Below are 17,677 nucleotides of genomic sequence, written 5' to 3'. Positions count from 1 at the left end.
AAACACTCAAATCTTTATCGCAACGCCTTAGTCATATGCTTATCAGCCGTGATATATTGCCCATTGCTGAGTTGAAGAAGGACTTGTTGGTTTGCTTTGACAATGCGGGCAACTCGTAATGAAGTGAAACGACGGATATGGTTTCCGCGACGGTTCTGATTCGTGTCGCGGTAGCTGGTAAGTCCCTTTTTAGCGATAACCATGACACGGTGTGGTGCGCTCGTGTAATAGGCGGTCGTTAGGGCTCGTGAATTAGCTTGATGTAGCCGATTTTATTGTGCGTCCGGCCATGGTTGTTATCTCGGACTTGATACCAGACACCGTTTCGGTTTTTAACCTGTTTGATAATCGTAAATTTAGGCCATTTGGTCTGAGATTTGCTTTCGTACCAGCGAGAAACGCGTGGATGACGACCACTTGCCTGTTTGTAGAAACCAATAGTTCGCGTTGCATAAATTTCTGTGCCACGAAGATGGTCGTTGGTATTGTCTGGGGTATCCGGTTGCTGAGGGTCTGTTGTGGTCTGCTCGTTGTGTAAATCAACCAGAATTTCTTTCCCAGTATCAGTTCCAACCATCGCGTCGGTCACTTTGACGGTCTTAGTCTGCTCGGCGTCTGATTTGAACTTGATCGTAGCGACATCGTCAGCACCAGGTTGTTGGTCAAAGCCAAGTGTTAAGGCCATAATACCGTTCTCAACGGTTTGACGGATAATCTTGGTGCCGGTGGGCGTTTGGACGTTGGCTACTGAACGACCAGCGAGATCAATTCGCATATCAGCCGTTTTCAGTTGCTGGTCTTTAGCAGATAAGTGGACCTGAGCATAGTTTGGTGTGCTAGTTAATTTGATGTTCTCAACGTTTCGATTTTTCTTCACTAGATCAGTTTGGTCTAAGAAGGCTGAAGAATCGAAGACTTTTCCAGTCATTGAATTAGGCTGGGCAACGTGAAGCGCGTTAAGAATCAATGAACTAACATCCGCGTTACTCCCACCTTCTAAGCGATGGCCTGAGTCAACGGTTTCGCCGCCGAGTGCCATAAAGATATTGGTGTTCGTTTCCGTTGCGTCTTGACCATGATTGGTCCCCTTACCACCATGGTCGGCGTTTGCGATCACCAGAGTATCGTGGATGTGGCCGGTCGCTTCCAGCTTATCCATGACCGTCTTGAACAACTTGTCATACTTGGCGTATTCATTCCAGTAATTGTCGTTATACCAGCCTCTTGAGTGCCAGTGTGATCCATGTAGTCAGATTGCATGTACGTGAGGGCGGTGTTTTTGAAATCATCGGTACCAATGTAGTTGGCAACGTCGTCAAACGACTTTAAACTCTCGGACGGTTGAGTATTCACCGCAGCGTCAGGTTCGGTGATCCCGTTTAAAATTGGTGTCCATTCAGCGAACGCTGCCGCACTTTGCGTTGGATTTGCCTGTTGAAGTACCTTAAAGACTGAAGGGTACTTAGCAGTCGGCTTGTCGAAATCAGCAAAGTAGTTTTCACCGGCAGTGCTATTCGTTGCTTGGTATTCCTTATCCATGGTTCCCCATGGCAGACCGTGCAACATGGACAGGTAGTTTTGCGCAGAAATGGCAGGTAACACAGAATGAGCACTGGTACTCATGGCAAACTGCTTGTTGAACAGATCCATTGTGTAGGTGTTCTTCCGCTTAGCCATAATTGCCGGATCAGTGGTCCACTTAGGGTCACTGCCAGTTGTGTAGTACATCCCTTTAGGATCCCACGGGTTACCACCACCATCAGTTGTTAAAACGATGACGTGCTTATAAGGCCGAATTACGGCTTGTTTTGCGACCTCAGTCTTTTTATCAGCAGGCGCTAACGCAACATCACCCGCACCAATGATGCCATCACCGTTGTAATCCAGAGTGGCCATGCCGTGGATCGTCACTGTTTGTTGGCCGTCTGTTTGCATTTTAAGGCCCGTTACTGGGGTGCCATCCATCGATGCGGTGGCACTGCCAAACTTAACGGTGGCTTGTTCAGTTGTCCCGGCCTGAACGGTCTTGGCGCGAAGCTTAATACGTGCCAGTCTTGTCTTACCAAAATCACGGAAGCCAGCCTCTGAAAATGAGGCTGATGATGTAATGTGCAACTGTCCTGGTTTGGTTTCTGTAACGGTGGTTAACTTGCCACCCAGCGTCTGGTCGGCCTTAACGAACGAGAATTGGTTCGGGTCATAGGTCACCTCATACCCTAATTGGTCGATGTCGCCCTTACCCATTTGTCGAGTGTGAACGTTCAAACTATAAGTGTGCCCGCCAACAATGTTGCCAGCACCAACTAACCGTGATTCAAAGGACTGTGCAACCTGTTTGTCGTGGTGGACTGCGGCTTGAGCCGTATCGCTTAACGTCTTGATTTCATCCGCAGATAGAACGTGGTCGTACAAGCGGGCAGACTTCACCAGTCCGGTCATCAGGGACTCAACGCCACTATTAGAGCTGTCGCCGCCTAAAACGAAGTGCTTGATGTTACTCCCTTGAGCTAATTTCAGGTCGCCTTTGGCATCTTTGGAATCAACTAACTTACCGTTCACGTACAGGTTGACCTTGCCGGCTGATTTGTCGATAACACCAACTGCATGTAGCCACTTATCGGTTTTAAGCGGAGTACTTGGTTGCTTATAACTACCGCCAACGTGCGCGTAGAAGGTTAGTTTACTGCCGTCCAGACCAAGTCCCAGACCGCCACTTTGCTGGTTAGAGAAGATATCATGCTCACCGCTTAGTGAGCCCTTGCTATCATATTTAAAGAAAGCTTCGATCGACATGCCATTTTTTAACTTATCGTACTGGGCATCAGTCGTGGGCAACTGGTAAGCAGATTTTCCATTAAAGGCAGCAACCTTCCCGTCAATGGACTCATCGGTTGTGACCTTTGGTGCACCGGTTGGGGTGACCGTTTTAAACTGACCGTTATTATCAACGGGCTGCCCGCTTTCAAACGAAATATTTGAAAATGGGGTGGGTAATAATTGCTTACTTGGAATTTGGTTCGTTGGTGCTGGCGTTGCCGTAGTGACTGCAGCAACGGCTGGAACGGTTGTGGAGAGTAGGGTTGCGGAACAAAGTAACACACTTGCTAGGACTCTAGGCTTCATAGACAGTTTCAACTCCAATAGTTTTTTTGATCGCGTTTTTGCGAACTCATTCAGAATACTAAACGTATGTAAAGATACTGTCTGGTTTATGTAAAGGTTACGTGTGTTTTGTAAAGAATTGGTATAGATATTTAGTATAAAAGCGGGGAACAAAGTCTTGAGCGTGAGAGATTGTTTCATTTTGCGATAAATTTCGGATTTAAAATATTTAGTTATCCGCGCAACCCGCCGTCAAGGTTGAGTCTCCGTTGTCGCTGGGATTTATTTTAGAATAACCGTTGCAAATAACTAAATGACTGTTTATTATAGACAACATGCAAACGCCGTGGCGACCACGGCTATTATTTTAAGTTAAAAACTAACAACCGTTCATTTAAACGAAAAAAGGAACAACACATGACAGACATGATGCAAAAAAATGATTTAGTATTGGTGACCGGGATCACAGGTTACATGGCAACTTGGGTGGCGAAGGACCTACTTGAAAAGGGGTACCGGGTTCGGGGAACATACCGGTCTGAAGGAAAACTGCCGTTCATTAAAAATTTGTTGCCGGGTATTGAGCTCGTTAAGGCTGACCTTAATGGCGATGCCGGTTGGGAAGACGCATTGACCGATGTGAAGTGGCTCTTTCACGTGGCGTCACCTCAAGCAGTTGCGACTGAATCCAAACGGACGGAAACGGCGATTGCTGGGATCGATAACATCTTCAAGTTTGCCCTGAAGAGTCCCACACTCAAGAAAATTCTGCTGACGAGTTCTGAAGCTGCGATTGCTTATGGCAAACAGAACAAGCACATTTACACCGAAAACGATTGGACCAATGCGGATGCTAAGGGATTAGACGACTATATGAAGAGTAAAACGCTTGAGGAACGTCGGGCATGGCAGCTGGTCAATGATGCCCAGGTAAATACTAGCACGTGGCTATGGCTGCCATCAACCCGTCGTTTGTGATCGGTCCCTCATTGGTCCCGTGGGCGCGGTATTCAGCAAAGCAGGTCGACCAATTACTGAGCGTGCCGTTCAGTTTACCGATGGTCGGTTACGCAGTGGATGTTCGCGATGTTGCGCAGATGCAGATCTCGCTGATGAATAACGCCAAAGCAAACGGTACTCGGAATCTCGCCATGGGCATTCGGATGACCATGGCCGAAGTGAAACGCGACGTGATCGAGGACTTTCATGATCAGGGCATTCATAGTCGACAAATTCCAATTCCAGCATGGCTATTATGGCCATTCCGTGCGAACACCACGGCTGCCGATTTTTACCCGCGGTTAAAGGCACGGTCGATTATAACCCGCTGCACCCAGAGTTCTATACGTATCAATACACGAATTTACGACAATCGATGTCAGATATGATGACCCAGTTGTTGCGAGACAAAGCGATTGGTCCGGAAGCGAAGTAAATGAAACTGAAACTTATTTTCATATATTGCGTATTAAATCACAAGCAAGGCTGAGAGGGCTTAACGTGATGCTGACGATAATCATTGACTTTATCAACCACTTGGTGCAATCGGTTGACCTACAGGCTATGTGAAACGATTTTCGCTTTCTGCGGTGAAAGTTACAGTGAAAGTAAATTACATGGTATATATACCAATTGTAAAATTATTGAAATATGTACGTTTGCTATTGAGTTATGTTACCTATACCACTATACTTTTGAATTAACGTTTCATGGCAGTTAACTAAGAGAAAGAAGTTGAATTCATGGCAGAACACGCACAATATTTGGCCTACCTTGCAGGTGAGTGGCAAGCAAGTCAGTCGCAGGAAACAATTACGATCCAGTCACCATGGCAATCTGAACCGGTGGGTGACATTCAGGCAGTCACACAAGACGAGATCGATACAAGTATCGCCGCAGCGCAAGACGCTCAAAAACCGTGGGCCGCACTATCATTGGGTGAACGCGGTCAGTATCTCAACCAGTGGGCGGACAACCTCGCTGCTAACAAGCAAGCATTAGCTGAAATCGAAATGGCAGAGGTGGGCAAGAACCTGAAGGATGCCGAAAAGGAAGTTGATCGAACCGTCGACCTCATTCGCTATACCGTTCAAGAAGCCCTTCACATGCATGGTGAAAGTGTCCGTGGCGATGGGTTTCCGGGCGGTTCTAAGGATAAACTCGGTATCATTGAACGGGTACACTTGGTGTTGTGCTTGCCATATCGCCATTTAACTATCCGGTTAATCTGTCAGCGTCTAAGATTGCACCGGCGTTAATGGCAGGTAACGCGGTTATTTTCAAGCCGGCGACCCAGGGCGCTGTCAGTGGCATCAAGCTCATCGAGGCCCTGGCTGATACCGGGCTGCCAAAGGGACTATTGAGTTTAATTACGGGTCACGGGTCGGTGATCGGTGACTACCTCATCGAACATCCCGGCATCAACATGATCAGCTTTACCGGGAGCACGCAGACTGGCCAGCGACTCTCACAAAAGAGCATCATGATCCCGCTCGTGCTCGAACTTGGCGGCAAGGACCCGGCCATTGTCTGCGCGGACGCCGACCTGGACACCACCGTCAGCAACATTGTCAGCGGCGCATTTTCCTATTCGGGCCAGCGTTGCACGGCCGTCAAACGCGTGCTGGTTGACGACAAAATTGCGGATGAACTTGTTGCAAAATTAAAACCAGCCGTGAATGCCTTAACGGTTGGTTCGCCAGATGCAAACAACACAGTGGTTCCGCTGATCAGTGACAAGGCCGCCGATTTTGTGCAAAACCTGATCGATGATGCGCTGGCAAAGGGCGCAACGTTAGTCACTGGTAACAAACGCCAAGGTAATCCGCTGGCACCAACACTCCTAGACAACGTCACCGAAGATATGGACGTTGCCTGGATCGAACCCTTTGGCCCCGTGTTGCCCATTATGCGTGTGCCTTCAACGGATGAAGCGATTCGTATCGCTAACAAATCAAAGTTTGGTCTTCAGGCCAGCGTGTTCGCTCAGGAGTTAGATGAGGCGTTGAAGATTGCTGGCGGTGTCGAGGCCGGAACCGTTCAAGTGAACGGTCGACCAGAGCGGGGGCCGGACAACTTCCCATTCTTAGGCGTGAAAGCTTCAGGAATGGGAACCCAAGGGGTGCATAATAGTATCTTGTCGATGTCGCGGGAGAAGTTGACGGTTATTAATTTAAAGAGTGTGAAGCAAGGCGGTTAAGGGGCAGAATGTAACGGACTCTGACCGAAAAGTCCGGGCCTGACTTTTTGGTCAGAGTCCGTTACATGGCCGCCCCTTGCCTTGCTGAACACGTTTCGGCTACGATGCCAAGAAAGCTGTAGCCAAAACTTCTCAGAGAATAAAAACAGAAATGCCTGGTTTTGGCATTTTTGCCAGAGTTGGCTTACGCAGGAGCCCTCTGCCTTGCTGAACACGATTCCGAAGACAGAAAAAGCACGGTCCTATCCGTCTAATCACTAACCGATAAAAATCAAAAAAGCCCCAACCTCATTTATCAAACGGTTGAGGCTTTTAAATTAGTCACCATATTTTCGATGCAACGTATGCGCATAGTAAGCTACAATGAGCAGCAACACACCGGCAACCACCCAGATAGTCCGAATCCCCAGCCACTCTTGCAGAAACGCCGAAATAATTGCGCCGCCAGCAAAACTACCGACGATTTCAAAGTACATGACCGCGATTCGTCCCTGGCGACGGTCGTGCCCGTTTGCGAACTCTGTTAACGCAATGGTTGCCTTCTTGAGGTTTCCGGTGGAGAACACGTTATTGTACCCCTGTTTGTCGATCTCGCTAAACGCCGTCGTCTGCATGGCCATCACTAGGGACAGTGGCGGGACGACCAGCAGGTTTGACATGCTGTGTGGTAAAAAACCGATCACAAGGCAGACCATCATTTCTAAAATGAGAATCATAATGCGCCAGTAGTGCGTGAAATGGTGGTGTTTAAACAGCGTGACCAGTGCGACGCCGAGCGCAAAGAAGAGGAGTGCCATAATCTTAACCAGGGCCCCTGGCAGGTTGTGCTGCGTGAGGTCGACGCTCAGAAAAATAATGTTACCAGTTTGGCCCGCGGCAAGGACACCGCCGCGTTGCATGAAGGTGTAGGCGTCGATGAAACCGCCGACTGCGGTGACCGCCATTCCGATCTGACGCAGCTGGTAAAGTTTTTGATCCTGAAATTCAAGCGTTGCCACCTGCGAAGACCTCCTTCAAAATTAATGCCGTTTTTTGGTAACGATGCGATCAGTGGTATAGAACGTGCTGTTTGTTGCGTGATCAGTCTGAACCGTCTCGTCACCACCGGAGCGGTGCGCGAAAATTGGTTGGCCGTGTTCGACTAAAATCACGTTGAGATGAAATAGTTTCGGAAATAAGCGGTAGTATGCCTTAGCAGCATAGAAGCCGCAACCCAGCACGAGCAAGACTTGGATAAAGAGTTTGACTTGGTTATCACCACCGGGCAACAGGTTGGTGACCCACAGCAGCCCACCGGTAACCGCTGGTACTAGCAGAATAAAGAGAGTTTCAAACAAGAGTTGAAACCCACGTGCCCGACGCTGATACTGGTAGCGATAGCTTGGTGTTTGTCGCACGAAGGTGGGCAAGTACAGGCTGAGTTGCTTATGCCGCCGCCAAGCAGTTCGATCGTTGGTAAAGCATGGTAGCCCAACAGATGACAAAAACCGTAATTTACGGTACGAAAAAAGAGGTAGTTCCCTAAAAAGATGACCGGCCACCAGGGGTCAAATGCGCCGTTCGATAAGGAACCAGCGCCATCGAGTCCACTAGCTGTTGCCAGTGACCAGAAGAAATTAAGAATCTGCAGGAATGCCCACAGTGTAAAGATTGCGTGTGATACAGGTTGTTGGTCGTTTTGATCTGCCAAGATGGTCACCACTATTCCTTTTCGTCGGGTGCTTGAACCACGACCCGGCCAGTTGTGTAGAATTTACTGCCACCAGTTTGTGCATTTCCGCGCCCAGATGGCTGTTGGGAAATCTTGGTATGCTGGTGTGCAAAAATCGGCTGACCATGTTCAACAAGGATCGTTTTAAGGTTAAACAGCCGCGGGAAAAGGCGGTAATAGGCTTGACATAGAAAATAGCCGATGACTGCCATGACAATGATTTGAAAAATTAACTTAGATGGGCCGAAGAGTCCGGGTAGAAACAGCGTCCACCGATAGGCCCAGTAAGCGTAAGTTGGCAGTAAAATGATGAAGCCTAACTGGAAAATAAACTGTAGCCCGGATGCCTGTGACTGGTATAGCCGTTTATAGTCTGTCGTTGTGCGGATGAATTGCGGCCAGCGTCCGCCTGTTGTTTTAGCGTTGCCGCGCTGTTGCGTAAAACTCGCAATCAGACTGGTACCAGTGGCATGGTAGCCCAGTAATCGGCAGATCCAGTAGTTGATCGTTCGAAATAACAGGTAGTTCAGTAAGAATTGAAATGGCCACCAAGGTCCGATGAACGTAGTGCCAATCAATATTACCAGCCGCAGCATTGGCGTAGATGGTCGCCCAGAGTAAGTTGAAAATTTGTAAAATCAGCCACAGTCCCCAAATGGCCCCCGAAAGGTCTGCGGTTTTTTGCCGTCTTGTTTGCATGTTGTTCTCCCCCAAAGATAAACTCATTTACTTTCATTATGCCATAGATTTAAGTGGTGCTAGGGTCAAAAGATGTGGTTTTGGGGGTTAAAGATGATAGAGAGTGGAAAAAAACGGGTTGAGACCAGAACGTAAGGGCAATTAGTGGGAAATCCCGAATTTTGGATTTGTCACTAATTGCCCTTACGTTCTGGTATCAGTTTTTTGGAGGATCTTTCCGCTATGTCGGATAGAAAGTCGGTTTTCGAAACGAAATTGCCACTATCCTACCTAGAAGTCAGTCCTAACCCACAACTTACCAGTTTCTGTCCCATAACCTAATTCTTAATCTTTCCCCTTAGAGACTACCCCAAAAATTGTGCTATAGTGAAAGCGAATACACGCGCCTACGTTTCTTACATAGCAACCGTGTTCATCTATTAAATCGTTGGAGGTAAGGATAATGGATGCAATTAGATATTTTTCAAGAACGGGTAATACTAAGGTTCTAGCTGAAGCCATTGGCGCAGATTTAGGTCTGGAAGCTAAGGCCATCACCGAACCGTTGCCAGACGAGGTTGACACGCTGTATCTAGGCGCGGCAATCTACATGACCAGCATTGATAAACACATGAAGGCCTATGCGTCAAAGGTTGATCCAAAACAGGTCAAACGAGTCGTGCTCTTCGGAACTTCTGGTGGCGTAATGAGTTCGGAAAAGGCGGTCGCAAAACTATTGACGGAACAGGGCGTTACGGTTGCACCAGAGGGCTTACATTTACACGGATTAGTGCCAAAGCATGATAAGCTTTCTGATGAGCAATTGGAGAAGGTGCACGCGTTTACGAAGCAGAGCGTGTAGGAAAACGGTAGGAAGCGGAGTGTAAGACGACTCTGGCGTAAATGCCCGAACCAGGCATTTAGGCCAGAGTCGTCTTACATGCAGCTTTCTGTTTTCCGAAACGCGTTTAGGCAATGTGACATAGAACGACGGAGCTATGAAGAAGTTCCAGTTCCATACAAATGCCGAACCAGGTATTTAGGCCAGAGTCATCTCCCGTGTTACTAGGCGAGAAGAGAACCCTCGTCAACTAACTCCGACACCACAGCCTGCAATGCCGAACAGTTCGACTACGCTACACTCATTATAATTGTCATCATGAACAGTAAAACTTCATAAATAGTGCTATGAAACATATTAATATAACTAGCTCATTGTGAGATGCATTGCTGTCAATGCCCCCTACTAGCAGTCGAGGGCGGATTCTCCGCAAACTTGGTTTAACGCCATTTTGATGCTTAATTATTGGTAACAAGTAAGCTCAACGTCAGTGGAATGCAGCAATTTGGCACGGAACTGTGGTGTCGACATCAGTTAGCGACCGTACTTTGGTCGGTTACTGATGTGCGAGACGACTGAGATCCACTCGAGAGCTGCGCAGCAGAAATCGAGTTAGCTCAGTCGCGAGCCACTACACGGAGTGCCAAATTGCGGAATGCAACGGACTATCACCCAACGTTGGAAAGACCCTTTCCGAAACGCGTTGAGGCAATGTGGCGTAGAACGGCAGCTTATACGGTGACCTTAAATACCGGTATAACTATTTTTGATCAGTAACAGGACATCAAAAAACACAGTCGCTAATTACCGACTGTGTTTTTATTTGTCTTCAGTTATCACAACTTGTGTGAATTAAATGATATTTTATAGTACACATAACAAAATTTGTGTTATTATAGATGCAATCACAACATTAAGGAGTACAACATGAAACCATTTAATGAATTTTCAGATTGGGCGGCGTTTTTTAAAGAAATTTCGCAACCGGAAGGCATTGTCTTAGGGACTGCAGATCTTGTGAAGGCAACTGGCGTTTCAAGTAGTCAGATCCGGTACTGGGTGCAGCAGGGTTATGTCAAAACGGTCGATGATGATGAAAAGCGGAGTCATAAATTTAGTTATCGCGCGGTGTTTCGTGTTCGGGCAATTAAGTATTTCCTGGATAAGGGGTACACGTTAGCATTTGCGGCGGAACAGGTCAGCTACTTTAACCGGTTGAATATCCGGCTGCAACAAATTGTGTTAGACCGCATGACGGATATGTCGGCTGACGCGGATGGCAACGTTGAAATTGCGTTAGGATCGGTTGACGCGCATGACGAATTAAAACTGACGCTAACCCCTGATGGGCAGACAAGATTTTGGACGGTTCGTCACGAGGCACCGAATAAGTAACAAGGATTCTTTGTTCAAGCATAAGTAGAATGGAAGCATGAGAATGGTAAAAGATATTAATGGTAAGCCTTATTCACGAAAGCTTTTAGTTGCGGTGCTTTTGATCGGTATTTTTTGCGCGGTCCTTAATCAAACACTGTTGTTTACGGCACAGCCAACGTTGATGCATGTGTTTCACATTGGTGCATCCACGGTGCAGTGGCTGTCGACGATTTACCCGCTGGTGGTCGGCGTCCTGATGCCAATCACCGCTTGGATGGCGGATAATATCAACACCAAAACGTTGATGTTAACGGCATACGGGATTTTCTTTATCGGGACACTGTGTTGCACGATTGCTGGCAGTTTTTCATTTCTGCTCGTTGGCCGAATTATTCAGGCGATTGGCGGCGGAATGATTCAAGGTATCACCATGACCGTTTTGTTTAATATATACAACAGTGAGGAGCGCGGGACAATCACATCACTGATGGGGCTGGCGTTTGGGCTCGCACCCGCAATTGGCCCCACGTTGTCCGGCTGGTTAATTCAAATCAGTTCATGGCGGCTCGTTTTTGGCGTGCTATTACCGTTTGAATTAATCACGTTCTTACTGGGCATGGTTGCGTTGAAACGGGTCATTCCATCCCGGCCATCGAAGCTGGATTGGGTCTCCGTTATCGTTTCAACCATTGGCTTTACGGCATTGCTGTACGGCCTATCATTGGCAGGAAGTGTCGGTTGGTTCGCGTCAACAGTCATTTCATTTGGCGTTGTTGGAATCATTTTCGTAGTCTGGTTCTGTCATCGACAAACTAAGATTGCGAACCCGATGCTTAATCTAACGCCATTTAAGACGTTCCAGTACACGTTGAGCCTCGGCATTTATGCGATTGCGCAAATGGTCATGACTGGGGTGCAGTTCCTGTTGCCGATGTATTTGCAGGATATTCATTTACTCACGCCGATGCAGTCGGGGATGACGCTGATCATTGGTGCTTTAGCGATGGGACTAATGAGCCGATTTCTGGGTACCTGATCAATCACGGATACGGCCGTGCTGGTATTATTTCGGGGGCAGGCTTGCTGACGGTGAGTGTGGCAGTATTTACCACCATCTCAACAACGACATCGGTGATTTTAATTGCGCTGATCTACGCCGTCTTGAACATCGGTATCGCCCTAGTCTCCATGCCGGCGCAAACGGTGGCCATCAATGCGCTGCCGAACAGTCTTATTAGTCACGGGAACGCGGCGATGAGTATGGTGCGGCAGATTGCAACCTCTCTTGGGTTGTCAGTGATCGTCAGTGTTGAGCAGACCGTGATCAAGGCACAAAACGGGCATACGCTGGTGGACCAGTTGACAGGGTATCATGCGGCCTTTCTGTTGTCGGCGATTCTTGGCGCAATTGTGTTTGTCATTGCGTTTCGAATTAAGAAGCCGCATCGAGAACCCATTACGGAAAATTAATGCTAAGTAAGCCTTGTCAGTTAAGCTGATGAGGCTTTTTTAAGTTCTAAAAGCGGCTGTAAGTGTTTCATGTGAAACATTATGGGCTGGCAGCCAAGCCATAAGTGTTGGTTAAGAAACGCGTGTCAACTAACGAATGCGTGCGAAGTCGCAGTACACTAGACTATTCTAAAAAGACGGGAGTGATCTCGTGAGACTGATCAAACGAGGGTGGCAGTGTCGCTGGCTGCCACAAGCGATGATTGTGATGATGGGGCTTTTGGCGATCCTGCCACAGCTGATCACTGGTAGTACAATTGTCGGAACGGATGGTATTTTTCATTTTAATCGCATCTACGACACAGCCAAGCAGATCAGTGCACTCAATTTTAGTTACTTTCAAATGAACTATGGGTTTCAGCAAAGCGGGCGGGTGATCAACGCCGTTTATGGCCCGTACTTTGCTTATTTAGCTGGGTTGTTGCTGGTGATTTGCCGCAGCTGGTATCATTTTCAACTGGTGACCACGTTTGCCGTATACGTCATCGGTGGTTGGGGCATGTACCGGCTGGCACAAACGGCGGGTGCGCGACGAAATCCAAGCCTCGTCGCCGCTCTGATCTTTATGAATGTGGGCTGGCTGCCGCGCTGGGGACTGGATCAAAATATGAGCGGCGTTGGTGCCGCAATTCTGCCCTACGTGATTGCCTGCGGTGTGGTGATGGTGAAACGACATGACCGTCCCATGCAGCCGATCAAATTAGCGCTGCTGATGGCGGTGCTCTGTCAGACACACGTGTTAAGTACACTCATGGCCTTTTTGATTCTGATTCCGTTTTGGATAATTGGCTTGGTTCACGCCGAATCACGGTCGAAAATGATCCGCGACACAGCCGTTGCGGTGGGCATAACGGTGGTCTTGTCGGCCAACGTCTGGGGTGCTTTGTTATCCCTGTATAGCCACAATTCGCTGGCACTGCCGCACGCGTCTGCGTTAGCGCATAACACCCTTAAACTGACCTGGCTTCGGGACAAACGACGTACAGTCAGTCGGGTACTGATCATGCTCTTCACGGGGCAACTTGGGATCCTGATAGTCATGCGTAAACGCATTTCTAAAGTAAACTGGCTGCTCAGTGGTCTTGGGTTTCTCGTGCTCTGGACGACAACCGGCCTGTTTCCATGGCATCTTGTACACCGGTTAGTGCCGGTGCTCTCGTCCGTGCTCCAGTTCCCGGTTCGGTTGACGGTATTAGCGTACCCGTTGTTATTGTGCGGGTTAGCGCTAACGTTTTCACAGCCGGTCAAGCCGTTACGTTTAAAACGATGGGTCATGCTGGGTGCCGTTTTGACCACTGGGGTGCTGATCGGCACCAACGTGCACCAGATTGCTAAAACCAGTGTGCAGGTGCGGCACCATCGCGTGCTCCGGCACCTGGGCGGGACCCTGCTGATCAAACGGTCGCCGGAACAGTTGCGGCAGGCGTTGAGCAGCCAACATCCTGGCATTTTGCTGCAGCTGGCTGAGAAGCATAGCGGTGATTATTTGCCGGTCAAACACACCTCGAAAAAGGGCAGCAACAGCCCCAGCAATCTGTACGAACAACAAATTCTCTGGGGGCATCAGTTCTATAAGTTTACCGTCCTTAGCGGTGGTCGGCTTGAAGTGCAGTGGCGGGCATCAACTCAGTTACAGTATGTGATCCCGGTTGTGACCTACTATGACTCGTCGCTCACACTGAATGGTAAAACGCTGAGTCGTAGCGAATACGGTCGCACACACATTAACGCACCGATCGTTTGGAGTAAAAAAGGCGTTAATACGCTGATTCTTAAGTACGAGACACCAGTTGGGGTCAGTGGCCTGCTGTGGGTATCGGCGTTCAGTTGGCTAGGATTTGCCGCCTATGGTGGCCGTCGTGGCTGGCGTCGTTACCGCGCGTTTCGCGGGCAAAAAATAAAAGTAAAACGCTAGTCTCAAAAACAGGTGCTCGCAATCCAAGTTGATTGTGAGCGCCTGTTTCTTTACACTGGGAATAAGACTAAAACGAAAAGAAGGAACGATCATGAAGCATATCGTAGCTGGGATCATTGCCCATGTCGATGCCGGCAAGACCACGCTGTCAGAGGCGTTGCTCTACCGAACCGGCGCAGTACGAAAACTTGGCCGGGTCGATAACGGGGACGCGTTTCTCGACTCCGACGACCTTGAAAAACAACGCGGTATCACGATTTTTTCACATGAGGCCAGTCTTCAGTCGCACGAACTGCAAGTCGATCTGCTGGACACACCGGGTCACGTGGACTTTGCGTCACAAACAGAACAGGTCCTCAGTGTGCTGGACTACGCGATTTTGGTGGTTTCAGCGACGGATGGTGTTCAGGGATATACGCGGACGTTATGGCGACTGTTGAAACGGTATAGTGTGCCAACGTTTATTTTCGTCAATAAAATGGATGTGGCAGGAACGGACCGCAATCAGGTGCTGACCCAGCTACAAGACGCTTTATCGACGGGGTGCATTGCCTTTGATGGTGGTGATAACGCTGCGTTACCCGAGATGGTATATGAAGACGTTGCCATGCAAAACGATACGGTGCTCGATACCTATTTAGAGACTGGCGACTTAACTGATGACACGGTCCGACAAATGATCAAACGACGGGAGGTCTTTCCCTGCTACTTTGGGGCAGCTCTAAAGGTGGACGGTGTCGATGGGCTGCTAGCTGGGCTGGAACAGTGGACGACTGAACCTCAGTACGGGACTGATTTCGGCGCGCAAGTGTTTAAAATTTCCCACGATGAAAAAGACGTTCGACTGACCTGGTTGCGGGTGACCGGCGGCAGTTTACACATTAGGGACACCATTTTAGGCGACCAAAAAGCCAACCAACTCCGCATTTATAACGGGACGCGATTTACCGCTGTTCAAGAAGTGACTGCGGGCCAAGTCTGTGCGATTCCGAACCTCACGGACACCCACCCTGGACTCGGGTTGGGGAAGTCTGCGGATGCTGAGACACCCATGATGCAGCCGGTGTTGACCTATTCAGTCGATACCAAGGATTACGACATTCAGACCTGTTTGAAGGTCTTTCGTGAACTCGAGGATGAAGACCCGCAATTGCATATTGCCTGGTCGGAACACCTGCAGGAAATTCGGGTGCAGATCATGGGAGAGGTGCAGTTGGAGATCCTCCAACAGATTCTACATGACCGGTTTAACCTCGATGTTGGTTTTGGTGAGGGCAGTATTTTGTATCGTGAAACCATTACACAGGCCGTTGAAGGTGTCGGGCACTTTGAACCGCTGCGACACTATTCTGAGGTTCATTTACTGATGCGGCCAGCACCTCAAGGAAGCGGGCTGACGTTTGACGCGGATTGCCCGGTTGAAGTACTGGGAAAGAATATTCAGCACCAAATTCTGACAAGTCTAACCGCTAAGGAGCACCTTGGCGTCCTGACTGGGTCGCCGATCACGGACATGCACGTGACGCTGGTAACAGGACGTTCCAGCGTTGTCCACACGGTGGGCGGCGATTTTCGTGAAGCCACCTGGCGCGCGTTAAGGCAGGGCTTAATGATGCTGCGTGAACCCGGTGGCGACCAATTGTTGGAGCGTGGTACCGATTCCGGCTGGAAGTTGGTCAGGACCAGATCGGTCGCGCAATGACGGACATTACTCGGATGAGTGGTACCCTCGATGACCCAGAAACGACGTCTGAGGGCACCAATACCATTTCAGGCATGACGACACTGACTGGTATCGCACCGGTCTCAGAGATGCAAAATTACGCGCAAGAAGTCAATGCTTATACCCATGGTCAGGGCCAACTGGAGTGTCTGATCGACGGCTACCGACCGTGTCATAATGCCGAGGCCGTCGTGGTCGCTGCTGACTATGACCCAGTCGGTGATTTAGAGAACACACCGGGATCGGTATTTTGCGCACACGGCGCCGGCTATCCGGTGCCGTGGGACGATGTGCCCGCGATGGCGCATGTGGCCTATCGGTTTACGGCGGATGAGCTGGCCGCGATGACGGAGTAGTTAATGGCCTCTATCGTATTTACGTATTATTAGCGGTAAAATTGACCTGTTTTTAATTTTACGATAAGGGGTTGTTGTAGATGAAACGTGTCACACAATTGGGAATTGCGGTGCTGTTTGGTTTAAGCAGTGGGGCGGCATTGGCTGGGACGACCAGTCAGAGTGCGTCGGCTGCTACCTGGCATCGCGGTGCGCCTAGTGCATTGAAGGGGACTTGGCGGACGAATTATTATCGGACAAGTAAAGTCTTCAAATCGGCCGGGTATTACACTCGGACCACATTCTTTGTCGGATCAACGGGCACTGATGGCGTCAATGATTTTTATTCTAAAGGTAAAAAACTTGTTGAGTCAGGGAGCGGCTGGGGCGTCAACCATAGTTTGAGATGGCGGTATTTGGGAAATCATTATTACCGATTGGAATCCAAGAACGGTAGCACTTATGACATGATTCACACAATGTACGTGCGTGGACATAAGGCAAAAATTAGTAATACGGGTACAAAGCACGTTTACTATAAGATCAGATAAACAGTTATTTAAAAAAGAAGTATACAAATGTTAAAAGACGTGTATAATTTTAATCGAACATATGTTCTGTATAATAATTCGCGTGAATCTAATAAATAACTCACGAAAGGATTTTTTATATGAACGAAAAGGATTTTTCACAGCTGTATGATGCACTTGTTGAAACTGGAAATTCAGGTAAATTAATGACGTTGGCTGCGCCGACTGGCAGCGGTAAAAGTTATGCGGTGACCCAGTTTTTGTGCCAACAGGCGGCTAAAGATCAAAACTTCCATGCCTTTTTTGTGACCGACCAAAAGAAGAATTTGAGAATTGATGATTTCCAAAAAGCATGGACTCGAGTTGATGTCGAAAAGCGTGGTGCATTTGAAAAAAATGTTGTGATTATACATTCATTGAGGGATACAGTACAGGAGCTCCTTGAGGCTGACGAAAAGGGGACGATTCCTGAAGGTCTGGACTCTCCTAAGTTACAAACAACGCTGAGTAGTTTGCGAAGACAACAAAAATTATTTGATCTGGTACAACAACAGGATGAAAGTACGATGGTAGGATTAAGTGAATTTTCAAAGGCAGAATTTGCAGTTAGACAGGCAATAGCTGAAAAATTAATGCGAATAGTTGACGTTAACTCTCCCCTGGACTCCGAAGGCAAAAGCGTAATTAGTCACTATTTAACCACACGGGATACACCCGAAGCACTATGGATGAACAAAATATATCCAACTGCAAATAT

14 protein-coding genes and 3 pseudogenes are annotated in these 17,677 nt (G+C 48.4%); 11 read left to right on the top strand and 6 right to left on the bottom strand.

Going from position 1 to position 17,677, the window contains the following annotated elements; all coding sequences use genetic code 11:
* Positions 1 to 14: 14 nt before the first annotated feature.
* The 3 genes and pseudogenes from JCM11969_RS20505 to JCM11969_RS13560 form a co-directional block, all read right to left on the bottom strand.
* A pseudogene (locus JCM11969_RS20505) lies at positions 15 to 218 on the bottom strand (DUF5776 domain-containing protein); the annotation flags it as partial.
* A gap of 20 nt (positions 219 to 238) precedes the next feature.
* Complete coding sequence (locus JCM11969_RS13565; protein ID WP_054712000.1) at positions 239 to 1,159, bottom strand: alkaline phosphatase family protein; 921 nt, start codon at positions 1,157 to 1,159, stop codon at positions 239 to 241.
* A complete protein-coding gene (locus JCM11969_RS13560; protein ID WP_162231481.1) occupies positions 1,114 to 3,123 on the bottom strand; it encodes a LamG-like jellyroll fold domain-containing protein in 2,010 nt (669 codons plus the stop codon). The genes JCM11969_RS13565 and JCM11969_RS13560 overlap by 46 nt, the downstream gene beginning before the upstream one ends.
* A gap of 396 nt (positions 3,124 to 3,519) precedes the next feature.
* On the opposite strand from JCM11969_RS13560, the gene JCM11969_RS13555 reads away from it, so the two are divergent.
* From JCM11969_RS13555 to JCM11969_RS13545, 3 genes and pseudogenes are all read left to right on the top strand, one after another.
* Positions 3,520 to 4,080: an NAD-dependent epimerase/dehydratase family protein gene (locus JCM11969_RS13555; RefSeq protein ID WP_054711996.1), complete on the top strand. Its 561-nt coding sequence runs from the start codon at positions 3,520 to 3,522 to the stop codon at positions 4,078 to 4,080.
* Positions 4,053 to 4,490: a Rossmann-fold NAD(P)-binding domain-containing protein gene (locus JCM11969_RS13550; protein ID WP_054711994.1), complete on the top strand. Its 438-nt coding sequence runs from the start codon at positions 4,053 to 4,055 to the stop codon at positions 4,488 to 4,490. The genes JCM11969_RS13555 and JCM11969_RS13550 overlap by 28 nt, the downstream gene beginning before the upstream one ends.
* A gap of 354 nt (positions 4,491 to 4,844) precedes the next feature.
* Positions 4,845 to 6,301: pseudogene (locus JCM11969_RS13545) on the top strand (NADP-dependent glyceraldehyde-3-phosphate dehydrogenase).
* Between the two features lie 317 nt (positions 6,302 to 6,618).
* On the opposite strand, the gene JCM11969_RS13540 reads toward JCM11969_RS13545, so the two are convergent.
* The 3 genes from JCM11969_RS13540 to JCM11969_RS13530 all read right to left on the bottom strand — a co-directional run bounded on the left by JCM11969_RS13540 (position 6,619) and on the right by JCM11969_RS13530 (position 8,590).
* On the bottom strand, positions 6,619 to 7,299 hold the full coding sequence (locus JCM11969_RS13540) for a YoaK family protein (protein WP_225353311.1): 681 nt from the start codon (positions 7,297 to 7,299) through the stop codon (positions 6,619 to 6,621).
* A gap of 21 nt (positions 7,300 to 7,320) precedes the next feature.
* On the bottom strand, positions 7,321 to 7,785 hold the full coding sequence (locus JCM11969_RS13535) for a hypothetical protein (RefSeq protein ID WP_156319372.1): 465 nt from the start codon (positions 7,783 to 7,785) through the stop codon (positions 7,321 to 7,323).
* Between the two features lie 217 nt (positions 7,786 to 8,002).
* On the bottom strand, positions 8,003 to 8,590 hold the full coding sequence (locus JCM11969_RS13530; protein ID WP_054711989.1) for a hypothetical protein: 588 nt from the start codon (positions 8,588 to 8,590) through the stop codon (positions 8,003 to 8,005).
* A 563-nt stretch (positions 8,591 to 9,153) separates the two neighbouring features.
* Here JCM11969_RS13530 and JCM11969_RS13525 point away from each other — a divergent pair.
* From JCM11969_RS13525 to JCM11969_RS13490, 8 genes and pseudogenes are all read left to right on the top strand, one after another.
* Positions 9,154 to 9,552, top strand: a complete 399-nt coding sequence (locus tag JCM11969_RS13525) for a flavodoxin family protein (protein WP_054711987.1) — start codon at positions 9,154 to 9,156, stop codon at positions 9,550 to 9,552.
* Positions 9,553 to 10,458: 906 nt separating this feature from the next.
* Positions 10,459 to 10,926: a MerR family transcriptional regulator gene (locus JCM11969_RS13520; protein WP_054711985.1), complete on the top strand. Its 468-nt coding sequence runs from the start codon at positions 10,459 to 10,461 to the stop codon at positions 10,924 to 10,926.
* Between the two features lie 43 nt (positions 10,927 to 10,969).
* Positions 10,970 to 11,944, top strand: a complete 975-nt coding sequence (locus tag JCM11969_RS13515; protein ID WP_054711983.1) for an MFS transporter — start codon at positions 10,970 to 10,972, stop codon at positions 11,942 to 11,944.
* 44 nt (positions 11,945 to 11,988) lie between these two features.
* A complete protein-coding gene (locus JCM11969_RS13510) occupies positions 11,989 to 12,378 on the top strand; it encodes an MFS transporter (RefSeq protein WP_054711981.1) in 390 nt (129 codons plus the stop codon).
* A 190-nt stretch (positions 12,379 to 12,568) separates the two neighbouring features.
* Positions 12,569 to 14,332, top strand: coding sequence for a putative glycosyltransferase family protein (locus JCM11969_RS13505; RefSeq protein WP_156319371.1), 1,764 nt, complete (start codon positions 12,569 to 12,571; stop codon positions 14,330 to 14,332).
* A gap of 91 nt (positions 14,333 to 14,423) precedes the next feature.
* Positions 14,424 to 16,411 (top strand): annotated as a pseudogene (locus JCM11969_RS13500) (GTP-binding protein).
* Positions 16,412 to 16,491: 80 nt separating this feature from the next.
* A complete protein-coding gene (locus JCM11969_RS13495; protein WP_054711977.1) occupies positions 16,492 to 16,941 on the top strand; it encodes a hypothetical protein in 450 nt (149 codons plus the stop codon).
* Between the two features lie 119 nt (positions 16,942 to 17,060).
* The coding region (locus JCM11969_RS13490) for a hypothetical protein (RefSeq protein WP_082409378.1) at positions 17,061 to 17,677 on the top strand (617 nt) is incomplete at its 3' end.

The organism is Secundilactobacillus paracollinoides DSM 15502 = JCM 11969, assembly GCF_001311135.1.
GTDB lineage: Bacteria > Bacillota > Bacilli > Lactobacillales > Lactobacillaceae > Secundilactobacillus > Secundilactobacillus paracollinoides.
The sequence above is the reverse complement of the archived record's forward strand: the minus strand, read 5'-3'. Positions and strand labels throughout refer to the sequence as shown.

Coding starts and splice junctions, on each gene's coding strand:
- JCM11969_RS13515 (WP_054711983.1), top strand. CDS start 10,970: ATGGTAAAAGATATTAATGGTAAGCCTTATTCACGAAAGCTTTTAGTT.
- JCM11969_RS13560 (WP_162231481.1), bottom strand. CDS start 3,123: ATGAAGCCTAGAGTCCTAGCAAGTGTGTTACTTTGTTCCGCAACCCTA.
- JCM11969_RS13565 (WP_054712000.1), bottom strand. CDS start 1,159: ATGGATAAGCTGGAAGCGACCGGCCACATCCACGATACTCTGGTGATC.
- JCM11969_RS13555 (WP_054711996.1), top strand. CDS start 3,520: ATGACAGACATGATGCAAAAAAATGATTTAGTATTGGTGACCGGGATC.
- JCM11969_RS13550 (WP_054711994.1), top strand. CDS start 4,053: ATGGCTGCCATCAACCCGTCGTTTGTGATCGGTCCCTCATTGGTCCCG.
- JCM11969_RS13525 (WP_054711987.1), top strand. CDS start 9,154: ATGGATGCAATTAGATATTTTTCAAGAACGGGTAATACTAAGGTTCTA.
- JCM11969_RS13495 (WP_054711977.1), top strand. CDS start 16,492: ATGAAACGTGTCACACAATTGGGAATTGCGGTGCTGTTTGGTTTAAGC.
- JCM11969_RS13520 (WP_054711985.1), top strand. CDS start 10,459: ATGAAACCATTTAATGAATTTTCAGATTGGGCGGCGTTTTTTAAAGAA.